Annotated in this window: 15 protein-coding genes; 11 read left to right on the top strand and 4 right to left on the bottom strand. The window is 65.4% G+C overall.

Features of this window, described 5'->3' with window-relative positions:
• Nucleotides 1–80 precede the first annotated feature (80 nt).
• Nucleotides 81–815, top strand: a complete 735-nt coding sequence (locus JQ507_08280; protein ID QRI71457.1) for an SDR family NAD(P)-dependent oxidoreductase — start codon at nt 81–83, stop codon at nt 813–815.
• 111 nt (nt 816–926) lie between these two features.
• Here JQ507_08280 and JQ507_08275 read toward each other — a convergent pair whose 3' ends face one another.
• From JQ507_08275 to JQ507_08265, 3 genes are all read right to left on the bottom strand, one after another.
• Nucleotides 927–1,817 (bottom strand): aldose 1-epimerase family protein, encoded by an 891-nt coding sequence (locus tag JQ507_08275; GenBank protein QRI71456.1) that lies wholly within the window; start codon nt 1,815–1,817, stop codon nt 927–929.
• Nucleotides 1,818–1,931: 114 nt separating this feature from the next.
• Nucleotides 1,932–2,699 carry an enoyl-CoA hydratase/isomerase family protein gene (locus tag JQ507_08270; protein ID QRI71455.1) on the bottom strand — a complete coding sequence of 256 codons (768 nt, stop codon included), beginning with the start codon at nt 2,697–2,699 and terminating at the stop codon, nt 1,932–1,934.
• A gap of 76 nt (nt 2,700–2,775) precedes the next feature.
• Nucleotides 2,776–3,210, bottom strand: coding sequence for a MarR family transcriptional regulator (locus JQ507_08265; protein ID QRI71454.1), 435 nt, complete (start codon nt 3,208–3,210; stop codon nt 2,776–2,778).
• 359 nt (nt 3,211–3,569) lie between these two features.
• On the opposite strand from JQ507_08265, the gene JQ507_08260 reads away from it, so the two are divergent.
• The 8 genes from JQ507_08260 to JQ507_08225 all read left to right on the top strand — a co-directional run bounded on the left by JQ507_08260 (nt 3,570) and on the right by JQ507_08225 (nt 11,972).
• Nucleotides 3,570–4,397, top strand: coding sequence for a CHAD domain-containing protein (locus JQ507_08260; protein ID QRI73254.1), 828 nt, complete (start codon nt 3,570–3,572; stop codon nt 4,395–4,397).
• Between the two features lie 160 nt (nt 4,398–4,557).
• Nucleotides 4,558–4,830: a helix-turn-helix transcriptional regulator gene (locus JQ507_08255; GenBank protein QRI71453.1), complete on the top strand. Its 273-nt coding sequence runs from the start codon at nt 4,558–4,560 to the stop codon at nt 4,828–4,830.
• Nucleotides 4,830–6,842, top strand: coding sequence for a hydrogenase 4 subunit B (hyfB, locus tag JQ507_08250; GenBank protein ID QRI73253.1), 2,013 nt, complete (start codon nt 4,830–4,832; stop codon nt 6,840–6,842). The genes JQ507_08255 and hyfB overlap by 1 nt, the downstream gene beginning before the upstream one ends.
• The gene (locus JQ507_08245; protein QRI71452.1) at nt 6,833–7,789 is read left to right on the top strand and encodes an NADH-quinone oxidoreductase subunit H; all 957 of its coding nucleotides are present in this window, start codon (nt 6,833–6,835) and stop codon (nt 7,787–7,789) included. The genes hyfB and JQ507_08245 overlap by 10 nt, the downstream gene beginning before the upstream one ends.
• Nucleotides 7,789–8,451 carry a hydrogenase-4 component E gene (locus JQ507_08240; protein QRI71451.1) on the top strand — a complete coding sequence of 221 codons (663 nt, stop codon included), beginning with the start codon at nt 7,789–7,791 and terminating at the stop codon, nt 8,449–8,451. The genes JQ507_08245 and JQ507_08240 overlap by 1 nt, the downstream gene beginning before the upstream one ends.
• Nucleotides 8,448–9,896, top strand: coding sequence for a hydrogenase 4 subunit F (locus JQ507_08235; GenBank protein ID QRI71450.1), 1,449 nt, complete (start codon nt 8,448–8,450; stop codon nt 9,894–9,896). The genes JQ507_08240 and JQ507_08235 overlap by 4 nt, the downstream gene beginning before the upstream one ends.
• An 18-nt stretch (nt 9,897–9,914) precedes the next feature.
• Nucleotides 9,915–11,426 (top strand): nickel-dependent hydrogenase large subunit, encoded by a 1,512-nt coding sequence (locus JQ507_08230; protein ID QRI71449.1) that lies wholly within the window; start codon nt 9,915–9,917, stop codon nt 11,424–11,426.
• A gap of 12 nt (nt 11,427–11,438) precedes the next feature.
• The gene (locus tag JQ507_08225; protein ID QRI71448.1) at nt 11,439–11,972 is read left to right on the top strand and encodes an NADH-quinone oxidoreductase subunit B family protein; all 534 of its coding nucleotides are present in this window, start codon (nt 11,439–11,441) and stop codon (nt 11,970–11,972) included.
• 63 nt (nt 11,973–12,035) lie between these two features.
• Here JQ507_08225 and JQ507_08220 read toward each other — a convergent pair whose 3' ends face one another.
• Entirely contained in the window at nt 12,036–13,046 is a 1,011-nt protein-coding gene (locus JQ507_08220; GenBank protein ID QRI71447.1) for a LacI family DNA-binding transcriptional regulator, read from the bottom strand.
• 97 nt (nt 13,047–13,143) lie between these two features.
• Between JQ507_08220 and JQ507_08215 the strand changes: the two genes are divergently transcribed.
• Complete coding sequence (locus JQ507_08215) at nt 13,144–14,016, top strand: phytanoyl-CoA dioxygenase family protein (protein ID QRI71446.1); 873 nt, start codon at nt 13,144–13,146, stop codon at nt 14,014–14,016.
• A 78-nt stretch (nt 14,017–14,094) separates the two neighbouring features.
• Nucleotides 14,095–15,438, top strand: a complete 1,344-nt coding sequence (locus tag JQ507_08210) for an MHS family MFS transporter (GenBank protein QRI71445.1) — start codon at nt 14,095–14,097, stop codon at nt 15,436–15,438.
• The last annotated feature ends 1 nt before the right edge of the window (nt 15,439 follow it).

The raw sequence follows: 15,439 nt of genomic DNA, 5'->3' as shown, positions 1-15,439 counted from the left end.
ACGCAGATTTGAGCAGGGTTGCATTGCGCCGCGTCGCCCCGTTTGCGAACCTGTGAGGGCACGTCAAACAGGGTGCCCAGATGACGACAAACAGTCTGCACGGACATGTGGCGCTGGTGACCGGCGGATCGCGCGGCATTGGTGCTGCGATCGTCAAGATGCTGGCGGAGGCCGGTGCTGCCGTCGCGATCAATTACCGCGAACGCTCGGCCGAAGCCGAGACATTGGCGAAGGGCATCATTGCCGCCGGCAGCCGGGCGGTTGCGATTGCCGCCGACGTCTCGGAAGCAGCCGCCGTCGCCGCGCTGGTCGAACGTGCCAAATCCGAGCTCGGCCCGGTCGACATTCTCGTCAACAATGCCGGCATCGCGATCGTCAGGGGTGTCGACGACCTCACCGAGGAGGATTTCGACCGCACCATCACGGTCAACCTCAAATCGGCGTTTCTCTGCACGCAGGCGGTGCTGCCGATGATGCGCACCCGGAAATGGGGCCGCATCGTCAACATCTCCTCCGGTGCCGCGCGTGGCGCCGGTGCAATCGGGCCGCACTACAATGCATCGAAGGCGGCTGTGGAAGGCTTGACCCGCGGTTATGCCGCGCGCCTCGTCAAGGAAGGCATCACCGTCAACGCGGTGGCGCCCTCACTGATCGAGACCGACATGATGAAGGGACAGAGTAGCCTGGTCAGCCGCATCCCGGTCGGCCGCTTCGGCACCGTCGAGGAAGTCGCGCAGGCCGTGATGCTGCTGGTCAACAATCCCTACATGACCGGACAGACCATCGCGATGAGCGGCGGCATGGCGTTCAACTAAGTTCCCGAGCACGATCGACCGCGATCTCGCCGCGCATGAGGCCTGGGCGCACGAAAATCCGCCGTCGGCAACCGCGCGCATTGAGCGGATCACGCAAGCGATGCCGTTTCGTCAGCTCACGCGAATCCGGTAGCTGAGCGATCGGCGCGCGCCGGGCGCAATCTGCAGCAGGCCGGGCTTGTCGGCGAACTCGCCTTCGAACTCCGCCGGACTGGCATAACCGTGCCACGGCTCGATGCAGAGGAACGGGGCCCCGCCAACCTTCGACCAGACGCCAAGCTCGCGGAATCCACGCCAGGAGATTTCGATCGCCGGGCCTTGCGTGGCTGCTGCCGGGCCCAGTGTCGCCGTGAACAGGATCGATGTACTTGCGATCTGATCGAAGACCATCGCGTCGTCATCGAACAGCTCCTCCGTCAGCGCAAGCGTTCTGCCCTTGACCGGATTGGGCTCAGGCTGCGGCCGCATCAATCCATCCTTCAACCGCCGGATCGGCGCGGGTTCAGTCTTGCCGAAAGTCAGCGTGTAGGCCTCCTTCGGCAGCCCCGGCACCAGCGGCCAATTGAACGCGGGATGACCGCCGAGCGAGGCCGGCAGCATCTCGTCGCCGGTGTTGATGATCTCGAAACCGACCTCGAGATCTGCGCCGTCAACGGCATAGGTGACCTCCAGCCTGAACGCGAAAGGATAGCGCGCCCGCGTTTCCGCATCGTCTGACAGCGCGAGCTTGCACGACTGGGTCCCCTGCTCCACCCAGGCAAAGCGGCGATCGCGCGCGAAGCCGTGCTGCGTCATCGGATAGGTCTTGCCGTCGTGGCGAAGCCTGTCGTTCTTCAACCGGCCGACGATCGGGAACAGGATCGGCGCATGGCGTGGCCATTGCGGGCCGGCCTGCCACAGCAGCTCCCTTCCCTCGGCATTCCTGAGCGACGACAATTCGGCGCCTTGGGCGTTGATGGTTGCGGCAATCCCGTCGCCGCGCAGGGTGTGACTGTCGGTCATGGCTGGCCTCGTCGGGGTTGCACTGTGCCCCGCCACGAGATGTTCGATGCCGGCGAAGCCGTCAACCCAAAAGCGATGGGGCCGCCCCCGCGTAGCGGCCCCGGGGCGCCAAGCCTAACCGCTGATCTTGGAGAAATCCGGCTGGCGACGCTCGGCAAAGGCCGCAAACGCCTCGCGCGCTTCGGCGCTCATCAGCCGCTCCTGGAAGATCTTGCCCTCGCGCGCCATTTGCGCGCTGATCCCAGCGGGATCGCGCATCAACGCCTTGGTGTGCTGCAGCGAGCCGAACGGCCGCTTCGCCAATGCGTCAGCAGCAGCGCGTGCCTTGGCACGAAGATCCGCGAGCGGCACGACGGCATTGGCAAGACCGATGGAGACCGCAGTCTCGGCCTCGACCGGTTCACCCAGCGCGAACATCGCATAGGCGCGCGCATAGCCGATCCGTTGCGGCAGCAGGTAGGTCGAGGCCGCCTCCGGCACCAGCGCCAGATTGACGAACGGCGTGATCAGCCGCGCGGTCGGCGCGAGGTAGACGAGGTCGCAATGCAGCAACATGGTGGTGCCGATGCCGACCGCATTGCCCTGCACGGCCGCAACCAGCGGCCGCGTCGCCTTGGCAAGACAGCCAAGGAAACGGCTCACGTGACGCTCGCCCTGCACGCCGCGCGACACCGCGGCGAAATCGACGAGCTCGTTGCCGGCAGTAAAACTGTCGCCGTCGCCCTGCAACAGCACGGCGCGGATCGCGGTATCGCTTTCAGCGCGCTGCAGCGCATCGGCCATTGCGCCATACATCGCATTGGTAATCGCATTCTTCTTGTCCGGACGCGCCATCGTCACGGTGAGGACGCCACCGTCCAGCGTTACGACCACCTCACTCATGCTCTCACTCCTGTTGCTTGCTGCTTGTCTGACGCGTTCGCTTCGCGCGAACGGGTGCCGGCTTCGCTCGCGAACGCTAACCGTCCCTGTCCTTTGGAAACTTGTCTTGCAGGCTGGTCAGCCAGCGCGATACCACGTCGATCTCGGCTTCCGAGAAGCCATCCATCAGGCGGTTGTTGATCACCCTGGTCCGCGTCGCGGCACGCTTGCCGAGCTCCTGCCCCGCCGAGGTCAGATGGAGCCGCTGGCTGCGCCCGTCCTCGCCGTCGCGCCGGCGCTTCACGAGGCCCGCGCGCTCCATCCGGTCGGCAAGACCGGTCATCGCCGACGGCACGATGTCGAGCGCCTGCGACACGTCGCCGATCAGCGCGCCGTCGTTGCGGCCGAGGAAGAACAGCACGCCGGCCTGGGCCGACGTCAGATCGTGCGCGGCCGTCTCCTGATCGATGGCGCGTTGCAGCCGTCGATAGGCCACGGTCAGAAGGAAGATCAGCCGGTGTTCCGCTTTCATACACGCCGTTATATATTTCGCGTACGAAATATCAACATGTTTCGCACGCGAAACATTTTGATATTTGCCGCCATCGGTTGCGACACCTCCAAAAACTCCGGCGACAGAACCCATATGCTGGCTGGAATGAGCCCCGTCGAGCGGGGTCGATTGCGACATTTTGATCGCGCCGCCGGAGCGTCGCATCGCGGCCGCGCAGAAAACCCTTGATCGACAACGATCAAACGGGAAATCTCCATCCGGGAGCCGCATTTGCGTTGCGGCTCCGGCGGCGCCACGGGAGTGTCATGTCGGCAGCGGCAAGTCCGGACAGGGAGCGCGTCGTCCGCCCGAAGCGGCCGCGTCATCTCAGCCAGGCCATGCGTTGCGAGACCGCGTTTCGCCTGATCCTGTCCGAATGCCTCGAGGAGGTCGCGACCAACCACGAGGCGCTGAGCTCCGGCGATCCCGCAGCGCTCCACCAGACCCGGATCGCACTGACCCGGCTGAAGGCGGCGGTCGCCTTCTACGGCCCGATGGTGGCCGACAGCGAATGGACGCGATTGAAGTCCGAACTGAAATGGCTGAGCGCCCATCTCGGCGCGACGCGCGATCTCGACGTGGCGATCGCGAACAGCAAGGGCTTGCCCGAGGAGCGCATGCTCCAGACGGCGCGAACCGACGCGTTCGACGCCCTCAAGGAAGCGCTGCAAAGCGACCGATACTGGCGATGGTTCGACGGCATGTGGGACTGGGTCGGCAGCGGCCCCTGGACCACGCGGCAGAACCGCCGCGCCGCGCAGCGGCGTGCGGTACCGGTCGCAGTGTTTCACGCCCGCCGGCTCGCGCGGTGGCATGGCAAGCTGTGCCAGAGGAGCCGCGGGCTGCAAGGCATGGGCAAGAACAAGCGCCACCGCGTCCGGCTCGCCAGCAAGCGGCTGCGCTACGCCATCGAGTTCTCGGAGGGCGGCTTGCCTGCCGATGTCTACGCATCATGGCGGAACGTGCTGAAGCATCTGCGAAAGGGACAGCAGCTGCTCGGCGAGTTGAACGATGACGAGGTGCGCCGCGCGTTGGTCGAAAGTGCTGATGCCCTGGCGCAGCGCGCCCAGGAGCGCAAGGCCAAGCACCAGCGCGTGCACGAGCGGAAGCGCAAGAGCAAGCTGCTGCGCCGCGCTGCGGACGTCTACCGAAAGATCGCCGACTGAGCACCCAGCAGCGGATTCTTGCCCGCACGCGGCATCGATCGCGCCGATAGTCCGCCCATAAATGATGTATAAAACATTACTTATTGCACTTGCAACATCATTACTTAATATGCATAGATGACATTCAGCTAGACCCGACTCCCAACCGACGGCCCGATCGATGATCACTGCAGCGCAGCTTCGGGCTGCAAGAGCCTTGCTTGGCATCGACCAGCGGCAGCTCGCCGAGCTGTCCGGGTTGTCGGTGCCGACCATCCAGCGCATGGAAGCAAGCGAAGGCACCATTCGAGGCAATGTCGACTCGCTGGTGAAACTGATCGACGCACTCGGTGCGGCCGGCGTCGAGGTCATCGGCGAGGGCGCCGTCAGCAGCGGCGGCGGCCGCGGCGTACGATTGAGGGCCGGGTCAGGCTCGCCGAAGGTGCAGACGTGATCTCAACGGTCGCCCAGCAGCTCTGGTGTGTAGCCGCGCTGCTGGCGACGACCATTCTCGCGATTGCCACCAGCCGATCACGCCGATCGACAGCCGTCGTCTACGGCGCGACCTTTGCCATCTCGGCGATCGCGCTGGCCGCGGCGCTGCACGCGCTGATCGCCCACAGCAATGCGACCGAACTGATGTTGCCGGTCGGCCTGCCCTGGCTGGGCTCGCATTTCCGTCTCGATGCGCTCGCCGCATTCTTTCTCGCGGTGGTCAATCTCGGCGGTGCGGCCGCAAGCCTGTATGGGCTCGGCTACGGCAGCCACGAATCGACGCCGCAACGCGTCCTGCCGTTCTTTCCGGCGTTCCTCGCCGGAATGAATCTCGTTGTGCTTGCCGACGACGCGTTCACCTATCTGCTGTGCTGGGAATTCATGTCGCTCGCGTCGTGGGCGCTCGTCATGGCGCACCACCGTGAAGCAGACAATGCTCGGGCGGGCTACGTCTATCTCGTGATGGCAAGCTTCGGGACCCTGGCTCTGCTGCTTGCGTTTGGCCTGCTGTCGGGAGCCGGCGGCAGTTACAGCTTTGCGGCCATGCGCGGCGTCCAGCACACGCCGTTCGAAGCCGCGCTGGTGCTTGCGCTGATGCTGCTCGGCGCCGGGTCGAAGGCCGGCCTGGTCCCGCTGCATGTATGGCTGCCGCTCGCTCACCCCGCGGCCCCGAGCCATGTCTCGGCGCTGATGAGCGGCGTGATGACGAAGGTCGCGGTCTACGGATTCATCCGCGTCGTGTTCGATCTGCTCGGACCGCCGAACTGGTCGGCGGGTGTCGTCGTTCTCGTGCTCGGCGGAGTGACCGCGGTGATGGGGATCCTCTATGCGCTGATGGAGAAGGATCTCAAGCGCCTGCTCGCCTACAGCACGATCGAGAACATCGGCGTCGTGTTCGCGAGCCTCGGTCTCGCATTGGCGTTTCAGGCGAACGGCTACGGCCTGGCGGCGGCCCTCGCTTTCACAGCCGCGCTGTTCCACGTCCTCAACCATTCGTTCTTCAAGAGCCTGCTGTTCTTCGGCGCCGGTGCGGTGCTGACGGCCACCGGCGAACGCGACATGGAGAAACTGGGCGGCCTGATCCACCGCATGCCGCTTACCAGCTTCGTCTTTCTCGTCGGCTGCGTTGCGATCTCGGCGCTTCCGCCGTTCAACGGGTTCGTATCGGAATGGCTGATGTTCCAGGCGGTCCTGCAAAGCCCCGATCTGCCACAATGGATGCTGAAGATCATGGTGCCCGCGGTCGGCGCGTTGCTGGCGCTGGCGGCAGCGCTCGCGGCCGCGTGCTTCGTCAAGGCCTTCGGGATCACCTTCCTCGGCCGCGCGCGAAGCCCGGCCGCTGAGGCCGCCGGCGAGGTCGATCGCTATAGCCTCGCCGCGATGTTTGGCCTCGCCGCGCTGTGCTTCCTCGCCGGAATTCTGCCGGGCCTGGTGATCGACGCGCTGTCGCCCGTCGCAATGGCCGTGATCGGCAACCGAATGCCGGTTCAGGCGAGCGACGCCTGGCTTTCGATCGTTCCGATCGAGGAGAGCCGCAGCTCCTACAACGGATTGCTCGTCTTCATCTTCATCACGGCTGCGGCATCGCTTGCCGTGTATTTCATCCATCGGTTTGCATCGCGCGCGATCAGGCGCGGGCCCGCCTGGGGTTGCGGCTTTACCGATCCGGCTCCGGCGGCGCAATATTCCGGAGTAAGCTTCGTCCAGCCGATCCGCCGCGTGTTCGGCACATTGATCTTCCAGGCCCGCGAACACGTCGACATGCCGCCGCCGGGTGACTTGCGGCCGGCCCGCCTCAGGATCGACATGCACGATCCAGTCTGGGAACGGCTCTACACGCCGGTGACCGAAACGGTGTGGTTCTTTGCCGATCGGCTGAACCAGCTCCAGTTCCTCACCATCCGCCGCTATCTCAGCCTGGTCTTCGCAACCCTCGTCACATTGCTGCTGGCGCTCGCGATATGGTCGTGATCTCGGACATCCTCGTTCAACTGGGCCAGATGACGCTTGTTCTGCTGCTTGCGCCGCTCCTGACCGGCGTCGTGCGCAAGATGAAGGCTCGCCTGCTACGCCGCAAAGGACCATCGATCGTCCAGCCGTATCGTGATCTGCTGCGGTTGCTTCGCAAGGAAGTCGTTCTGGCCGAAAACGCGTCCTGGCTGTTCCGCGTCACACCCTACATCACGTTCGCCGCGATCTGGGTCGCCGCGGCATTGGTCCCGACATTTGCCACCGGCCTTGAGTTCAGCTGGAGTGCCGACCTGATCGCAATCGTCGCCCTGCTCGGCAGCGCGCGCTTCTTCCTCGCGCTTGCCGGCATGGATGTCGGCACCAGCTTCGGCGGCATCGGCTCCAGCCGCGAGGTGATGATCGCCGCGCTCGCCGAACCGGCCATGCTGTTGATGGTGTTCTGCGTCGCGCTAATCGCCGGCTCGACCCAGCTGTCGACGGTCGCGACCTTCATGGCGTCATCCGAAGTGGGCCTGCGCGTCTCGCTCGGCATGGCGATGATTGCCCTCATCATGGTGGCGCTCGCCGAGAACGCCCGTATTCCAATCGACAACCCGGCCACGCATCTGGAGCTGACCATGGTGCATGAGGCGATGATCCTGGAATATTCCGGACGCCATCTCGCCATGATCGAGTTCGGCGCCTTTCTCAAGCTCCAGCTCTACGTCTCGCTGATCATCTGCGTGTTCTTTCCCTGGCAGATCACCACCGAAGGCGCAGGCCCGCTATCCTACCTCGTGAGCGTCGCCGCCTACATCCTCAAGCTCGTGATCGCAAGCTTCCTGCTTGCGATGTTCGAGACCGCGACGGCGAAGGTGCGGGTCTTCCGTGTTCCCGAGTTCCTCGGCGCCGCGCTCATGCTGGGCCTGCTCGGTACGCTTCTCCGGTTCGTATCGCGAGGCTTCTGATGCACAACCTCGCCTTCGACATTGCTCATCTGCTCGCCGGCGGGCTCGTGCTGATCAGCTTCATGATGCTGTATCAGGATCGCCTGTATGCGTTGCTGAACATCTTTGCAGCTCATGCCGTGGTGCTCGCGCTCTCCGTCGCCTGGCAGGCATTCATCCAGAACGCACCGCATCTCTACGTGACCGCGGTCATCGCACTGGTCTTCAAGGCGATCATCATTCCGGTGGCGCTGCACCGGATCGTCAAGCAGCTCGGCATTCATCGCGATATCGAGACCGCAGTCGGTATCGGCCCGACCATGCTGGCCGGCATGGGCCTCGTCGCCCTCTCGATGGTACTGATGCTGCGGGTGACCGGCGCGGCCGATCCGCTGGCGAGGGAAGATCTCGCCTTCGCGCTGTCGGTGGTGCTGCTGGGACTGCTCGTCATGGTGACGCGGCGCAACGCCGTCAGCCAGGTCGTCGGCTTCATGTCGCTGGAAAACGGATTGGTGCTGGCCGCGACCGGCGCCAAGGGCATGCCGCTGGTCGTGGAGATCAGCGTGGCTTTCTCGATCCTGATCGCGTTCATCGTCATCGGCGTGTTCCTGTTCCGGATCCGGGAGCGCTTCGACACCGTCGATGTCGGTGCGCTCGATGAGTTCAGGGGGGAGCGGCGATGAACGCGGCGTCGGATGCCGTTGCCTGGATTCTCCTGATACCGATCTGCGCCGCAGCGGTGCTGGCGGCGCTGCCCGGCTATCGGCTGACCGCGGGGCTCAATATCGTTGCCAGCTTCAGCACCTTCCTGGCTGCGCTTTCGCTGCTCGTCGTCGCCCGCCCGCAACCCGGCCCGTATCTGCTGGTCGATGATCTCAACATCGTCTTCATCGTGCTCAACACCTTCGTCGGTCTAACCACGAGCGTGTTCAGCGCGAGCTACATTGCTCATGAGCTCGAGACCGGACGGCTGACGCCGCGCTATCTGCGATTCTACCATGCCATGTATCAGGTCATGATGTTCGGCATGAACCTCGCATTCGTGTCGAACAATATCGGCCTGATGTGGGTCGCGATCGAGATCGCGACGCTCACCACCGTCTTGATGGTCGGCATCTACCGGACCCACGCGGCGCTGGAGGCTGCCTGGAAATATTTCATCCTCGGCAGCGTCGGCATCGCGCTCGCGCTGTTTGGTACCATCCTGGTCTACATGGCCGCGCTGCCGGTCGTCGGCGAGGGTCAGGACGCGATGGTCTGGACAGTGCTGGTCAGCCGCGCCGCGGCATTCGATTCGGCATTGCTCAACGTTGCCTTCATCTTCCTGCTGCTCGGATACGGGACCAAGGTTGGCCTCGCGCCGCTGCACGCCTGGCTGCCGGATGCGCACGCCGAGGGCCCGACCCCGATCTCCGCCGTGCTCTCCGGCCTGCTGCTCAACGTCGCGCTCTACGCGGTGCTCCGCTTCAAGATCCTGCTTGCCGCCAATCCGGACGCGATATCACCGGGTCCGCTGATGGTGACGATGGGGCTGACCTCGTTGCTGTTCGCGGCCTTCATGCTCTACCGCCGCCGCGATATCAAACGGCTGTTCGCCTATTCCTCGATCGAGCATATGGGCATCATCGTGTTTGCATTCGGGATGGGCGGCCCGCTCGCCAACTTCGCCGGCCTGCTGCACATGGTGATGCACAGCCTGACAAAGTCGGGGATCTTCTACGCGGTCGGCCACATCGCGCAGGTGAAGGGCACGCAGCGGATCGCCAACATTCGCGGCCTGACTGAAACCCATCCCGCGCTCGGCTGGGGCCTGGTGATCGGCGTTGTCGCAATCGCCGGTCTGCCGCCGCTCGGTATCTTCATGAGCGAATTTCTCATCGTCAGCTCGACCTTCGCGCGCCAGCCGCTGCTCGCGATCCCGCTGGTCTTTGGCCTGCTGCTCGCCTTCGGCGCGCTCGTGCTGCGCCTGACGAGCCTTGCGTTCGGCGAGCCGCGCGGCAGTGCGGCGCCGGCCGAAGCGTCCTATTTGCCGATGTTCGCGCATTTCGCGCTGGTGCTGACTGCGGGCATCTATCTTCCGAGACCGCTCGTTGTCTGGTTCCAACACGTCGCCAACCTCCTGGGCTAGCGCGAGGGAGAACGAGACATGCCGGCATTGATCGATCTGATCCGGGCAGGCCGCAGAGTTGAACGGCATCACCCATGGCCGCGCGTCAGCGTCGACGGCGGCACCTGGCGCTCCGCCGCCGGCGCCCTTGCGGACGGCAGCCTGAGCTTGCTCGGACTGTGGGGCGAGCCGTCGCGCGTGCATATGGCGCTGCTTGACAACAGCACATCCAATATTGGTGTGATCAGCCTGGATTGCCCCGATCGCCGCTACCCCTCCGTCGCCGCCCGCCATCGCCCGGCGCTTCGACCGGAGCGCACCATCCACGACCTGTTCGGACTCGTGGCCACCGCGACGCCGGACAGCCGCCCCTGGCTCGATCATGGTCGCTGGCAAATGCAGGCACCGCTGGGCCAACGTCTCGATGCGGCACCGGATCCAGCGCCTTATCCGTTCCTTCCGGCCGAAGGTGACAGCCTGCACCAGATTGCGGTCGGCCCCGTGCATGCCGGCATCATCGAACCCGGACATTTCCGCTTCACCGCCAGCGGCGAGACCGTGGTTCGCCTCGAGCAGCGGCTCGGCTACACCCATAAGGGGGTCGAAGGGTTGATGGCGGGACGCACCGTCGAGCAGGCCGCGCGGTTGGCCGGCCGGGTGTCCGGCGACAGCACGGTTGCCTATGCACTGGCGTTCGCGCAAGCCGTCGAGGCCGCGCAGCAGATTGCGGTGCCGCCGCGCGCGGTGTTGCTGCGCGCGCTGATGGCCGAGCTCGAGCGGCTGGCCAACCATCTCGGCGACATCGGCGCGATCTGCAACGACGCGTCGTTCGCGCTCATGCATGCGCATTGCGGCGTGCTGCGCGAACAGGTGCTGCGCTCGGCTGACGCCGCATTCGGCCACCGCCTGATGCGCGACATCGTCGTTCCCGGTGGCCTGGCACGCGACATCGCCGGCGAAGGACCTGCGGCAATCCGGGCCGCGCTCGAGCAGATCCGCCGGCATTTTCCATCGCTGGTCGAGCTCTATGACAACACGGCATCGTTGCAGGACCGAACCGTCGGCACCGGCATCGTCACCGCGGCACTCGCAACTCAATTCGGCGCCGGCGGCTATGTCGGACGCGCCAGCGGCCGCACCTACGATGCCCGCCGCAGCCCCGGCTATCACCCCTATGATGGCCTGCGCTTCGATGTGCCTACGCTCTACGACGGCGACGTGAACGCCCGCGTCTGGATCCGGATCCGCGAGGTCGAGCAGAGCCTGTCGCTGGCAGGCCAGATCCTCGATGCACTCGAGGCCGGCCCAATCAGGGTGCCGTTGCAGATTGCGCCGGAGCCTTGCGAGGGCATCGCGCTCGTCGAAGGTTTCCGGGGCGACATCCTGGCATGGCTCCGCCTGAGCGATGGCCGGATCGAACGATGTCATCTGCGCGATCCGTCATGGTTTCAATGGCCCCTGCTCGAGGCGGCCATCGAAGGCAACATCGTGGCGGACTTCCCGCTGTGCAACAAGTCGTTCAACTGCTCCTATTCAGGGCACGACCTCTGAGGACCGGACGCGATGCGCAAACTTCTGCTTCAGAGTCTGTTTCGCCAGCCATTGACCGAGCAGGCGCCGCGTCCCGATGACGCCGCGATCGCGGAACTCGCGGCCACGGTCGGCCGCACCGCAAGGCGCCGCCTCGGCCGCAGCCTGTCGATCCGCGAGGTTGATGCCGGCTCGTGCAACGGATGCGAGCTGGAAATTCACGCGCTCAGCAATCCGTATTATGACGTCGAGCGATTTGGAATCTGGTTTGTCGCGTCACCCCGTCACGCCGATGTCCTGCTCGTCACGGGTCCGGTGACGAAGAACATGCGCGAGGCGCTGGAGCGAACCTACAATGCAACGCCCGATCCGAAATGGGTTGTCGCGGCGGGCGATTGCGCCAGGGACGGCGGATGCTTTGCTGGCAGCTACGCAGTGGTGGGCGGGGTTTCCGCAATTGTCCCGGTCGATCTCCACATTCCGGGATGCCCTCCGCCTCCGATGACGATCCTGCGTGGTCTTCTCAGCTTGCTCGAGGAGGTGGACGCCGGCGGCGCGGCGCGCTGAGGGATCGCGCTTTTAAGCATGATCTTCTCGGAAAACCGCTACGCACTTTTTCCGGATCATGTTTTAGCCGCTGTCGCGCAGCACCAGTTCGAAGCCGAGATCGACGCGGCGTTCGCCGCCGCGCTCCAGCGTCAGCGTCGCCGCCGTGCGCCCGATCGCATCGCCGTGCACGCTGATCGTGCTCAATGTCGGCGAAATCAGCTGGCCCATTTCGAGATCGCCAAGCCCGATCACGGCAACCGGCTGCGCCGATGCGGGCCCGTCACGCAGCAGGCCGGCCTTGCGCAGCCCTGACATGAAGCCGATCGCATGCGCATCATTGGCAGCGAACACCGCGTCGACATCGGGCAGGCGCGCATGCGCCGCCACGCTGCCGGAGTCCTTGCGGTCGAGGATCAACCTTCGCGGCTCGGCGAGACCGCCTGCCAGCGCCTCGTCCCTGAAGCCGAACCAGCGACGCGTGCCGCGCGGATCGTCGCCCCCGATGAAGGCGAGTTGCTTGCGTCCCTGCGCGACCAGATGCTTCGCGACAGCGACACCGGCCTTGTAATTGTCGAAGCCCGCGACCGCATCGATCGGGTTGGCCGGCAGATCCCAGGTCTCGACGATCGGGATCCGTGCGTTGCGCAGCAGGCGGGTGCCGTCTTCGGTCGCCGGCGAGCCGACCATGATGATCGCCTCGGGCCGCCGCGACAGCAGCGCCGCCAGCATGCGGTCCTCGCGCGCCGCATCGTAGCGCGACTGCGCCAGGATCACCGAGAAGCCGAGCGGCTCAAGCTTGTCGGACAGGCCCTGCACCGTGTCGGCGAAGATCGAATTGGCGATGGTCGGCACCAGCACGCCGACCGAATTGGTCCGCGCGCTCGCCAGCGCGCCGGCCACGAGGTTCGGGACATAACCGAGATCACGCATTGCCCGCTCGACCCGCGCCCGGGTCTCGGGGGCGACCAGGTCGGGCATCCGCACCACCCGGCTCACCGTGATCGAGGACACGCCGGCGCGCTTGGCCACCTCGGAGAGGGTGGGCGCGGCACCGGCCGGGCCGGGCCCGGGTTCGGTCAGTTCGGAGCTCATGGCGGGAGCCTGCACGATTCCGGGTTGCCAAGCCATGATGTTAGCGCTAGCATTGCCTTATGTTAGCGCTAACATCAATGAAAATGGGAGAAACGGCATGATTTCGGACGAGCTGGCTCAAGCCTACAAGCGCGACGGGGTGATCGTGGTCCCCGAGGTGCTCGACCAGGAGACCCTGGGGCGGGTGCGCACGGTGCTCGCGGAGCTGGTGGCCGGCGCCGCCGCGGTGACCGAGCACACCGATGTCTACGATCTCGAACCGGGCCACACGCCGGAGACCCCGCGCGTCCGCCGCATCAAGGCGCCGCACAAGGTGCACCCGATCTTCGACGAGATCGTCCGCAGCCCCGCCGTGATCTCGATCCTGACCAAGCTGATCGGTCCCGGGCTGCGCCTGCACGGCTCCAAGCTCAACATGAAGTCGGCGCAATACGGCTCGCCGGTCGAGTGGCATCAGGACTGGGCGTTCTATCCGCACACCAATGACGACATCCTCGCGATCGGCGTGCTGCTCGACGATTGCGATCTCGAGAATGGCCCGATGCTGGTGACCCCAGGCACGCACACCGGCGCCACGATGTGGGATCACCATGGCGAGGACGGCTGCTTCGCCGGCCTGATCGATCCGGACCAGATCCAGGACGACATCAAGCGCGCGGTGCCCTGCATGGGCAAGGCCGGCAGCATGTCCTTCCATCATGTGCGCGCGCTGCACGGCTCGGCGACCAACACCTCGAACCGGCCGCGCAACCTCTTGCTCTATGAAGTCGCCGCCAGTGACGCCTGGCCGCTGATGGGCGTGAAGGATTTCGACGAGTTCAACAGCCGCCTGCTGGCGGGGCCACCGGTGGTCGCACCGCGGCTCACCGACGTGCCGGTGCGGATGCCGCTGCCGCCGGCCAAGCGGCAGGGATCAATCTACGAGACACAATCCGCGTCGAAGAAATCCTACTTCACGCGCGCCGCCTGAGACTGACGACAACGCCCGCGGCCAGGCCGCGGGCGTTGCTGCTTTCAAACCATAAAAATCAATACAACGGGGAAACGAATGACCAAGATGGCAGATGGCGCCAGCACATCGCGCCTGCGTGTGATTCTCGCCGCAAGCATCGGCTCTGCGCTCGAATGGTACGACTTCTTCCTCTACGGCACCGCCGCCGCGCTGGTGTTCGGCGAGTTGTTCTTCCCGAAGAGCGATCCGGTGGTCGGCACGCTGCTGTCGTTCCTGACCTTCGGCGTCGGCTTCGTGGTGCGACCGTTCGGCGGCCTGTTGTTCGGCATCCTCGGCGACCGCTATGGCCGCAAGCCGGTGCTGGTCGCAACCCTGCTGATGATCGGCATCGGCACCACGGCGATCGGCTTCCTGCCGACCTATGCGCAGATCGGCGTCTGGGCGCCGATCCTGCTGGTCGCGATGCGCGTCATCCAGGGCCTTGGCGCCGGCGCCGAATATGGCGGCGCGGTGATCTATCTGGTTGAAAATGCACCGCCGAAGCATCGGGGCTTCTGGGGCGGCTTCGCGCCGCTCGGCGTCTCCGTCGGTAATCTGCTCGCCGCCGGCGCCTTCGCGCTGGTGACCATGCTGCCGCGCGAGGCGCTGATGAGCTGGGGATGGCGGCTGCCCTTCCTGGCTAGCTTCCTCCTGATCGTGGTCGGTATCTTCGTCCGCATGCGCATCACCGAGACACCGGTCTATACCGAGGCGGTGGTCAAGCGCGGCAAGGTCGAGAGCAATCCCGCGATGGAGGCCTTGCGCCAGCACCCGCGCAACTTCTTCGTCGTGCTCGGCGCGCGGATGGCCGAGAACGGGCTCGGCTATTTCTTCCCGGTGTTCGGCCTGAGCTACGTCATCACCACGCTCGGCGTGCCCAAAGCGGAGGCGCTCAGCGCGCTGATGCTGGCGTTCACGGTCGAGCTGTTTGCGATCCTCGGCTTCGCGGCATTGTCTGACAGGATCGGACGGCGTCCGGTCTACATGTTCGGCGCGCTGGCCGGCGTGGCGCTCGCCTTCCCGTTCTTCTGGATGGTCGGCACCAAGGAGTGGATCATGATCGCGCTCGCCTTCATCCTGGCGCGCGCGGTGGTGACGGCGGCGATGTTCGGGCCGCAGGCGGCGTATTTCGCCGAACTGTTCCCGCCGCAACGCCGCTTCGCCGGCTTCGCCTTCGCGCGCGAGCTCGGCTCGCTGCTGTCCGGCGGCCCGGCGCCGTTCGTCGCCACCGCGCTGGTGGCGGCCTACGGCACCTGGTGGCCGGTCGCCTGCTACGCGATGTTCCTGTCGGCCTGTACGGTGGTTGCGATCTGGATCGGACCGGAGACCTATCAGGAGAACATCGCGGCCGATGCCAGCGAGCAGGCCGAGCTGCCCGCCGCGATCCCGGCACGGGCCTGAG

It is taken from the genome of Bradyrhizobium sp. PSBB068 (assembly GCA_016839165.1).
In the GTDB taxonomy this organism is placed as follows: Bacteria; Pseudomonadota; Alphaproteobacteria; order Rhizobiales; family Xanthobacteraceae; genus Bradyrhizobium.
The sequence above is the reverse complement of the archived record's forward strand: the minus strand, read 5'-3'. Positions and strand labels throughout refer to the sequence as shown.

What these genes read in the sequence shown, in the direction of transcription:
- JQ507_08270 (QRI71455.1), bottom strand. Translation starts at nt 2,699, where the DNA reads ATGAGTGAGGTGGTCGTAACGCTGGACGGTGGCGTCCTCACCGTGACG.
- JQ507_08230 (QRI71449.1), top strand. Translation starts at nt 9,915, where the DNA reads ATGCCGGCATTGATCGATCTGATCCGGGCAGGCCGCAGAGTTGAACGG.
- JQ507_08215 (QRI71446.1), top strand. Translation starts at nt 13,144, where the DNA reads ATGATTTCGGACGAGCTGGCTCAAGCCTACAAGCGCGACGGGGTGATC.
- JQ507_08210 (QRI71445.1), top strand. Translation starts at nt 14,095, where the DNA reads ATGACCAAGATGGCAGATGGCGCCAGCACATCGCGCCTGCGTGTGATT.
- JQ507_08255 (QRI71453.1), top strand. Translation starts at nt 4,558, where the DNA reads ATGATCACTGCAGCGCAGCTTCGGGCTGCAAGAGCCTTGCTTGGCATC.
- JQ507_08240 (QRI71451.1), top strand. Translation starts at nt 7,789, where the DNA reads ATGCACAACCTCGCCTTCGACATTGCTCATCTGCTCGCCGGCGGGCTC.
- JQ507_08265 (QRI71454.1), bottom strand. Translation starts at nt 3,210, where the DNA reads ATGAAAGCGGAACACCGGCTGATCTTCCTTCTGACCGTGGCCTATCGA.
- JQ507_08235 (QRI71450.1), top strand. Translation starts at nt 8,448, where the DNA reads ATGAACGCGGCGTCGGATGCCGTTGCCTGGATTCTCCTGATACCGATC.
- JQ507_08280 (QRI71457.1), top strand. Translation starts at nt 81, where the DNA reads ATGACGACAAACAGTCTGCACGGACATGTGGCGCTGGTGACCGGCGGA.
- JQ507_08245 (QRI71452.1), top strand. Translation starts at nt 6,833, where the DNA reads ATGGTCGTGATCTCGGACATCCTCGTTCAACTGGGCCAGATGACGCTT.
- JQ507_08225 (QRI71448.1), top strand. Translation starts at nt 11,439, where the DNA reads ATGCGCAAACTTCTGCTTCAGAGTCTGTTTCGCCAGCCATTGACCGAG.
- JQ507_08260 (QRI73254.1), top strand. Translation starts at nt 3,570, where the DNA reads ATGCGTTGCGAGACCGCGTTTCGCCTGATCCTGTCCGAATGCCTCGAG.
- JQ507_08275 (QRI71456.1), bottom strand. Translation starts at nt 1,817, where the DNA reads ATGACCGACAGTCACACCCTGCGCGGCGACGGGATTGCCGCAACCATC.
- JQ507_08220 (QRI71447.1), bottom strand. Translation starts at nt 13,046, where the DNA reads ATGAGCTCCGAACTGACCGAACCCGGGCCCGGCCCGGCCGGTGCCGCG.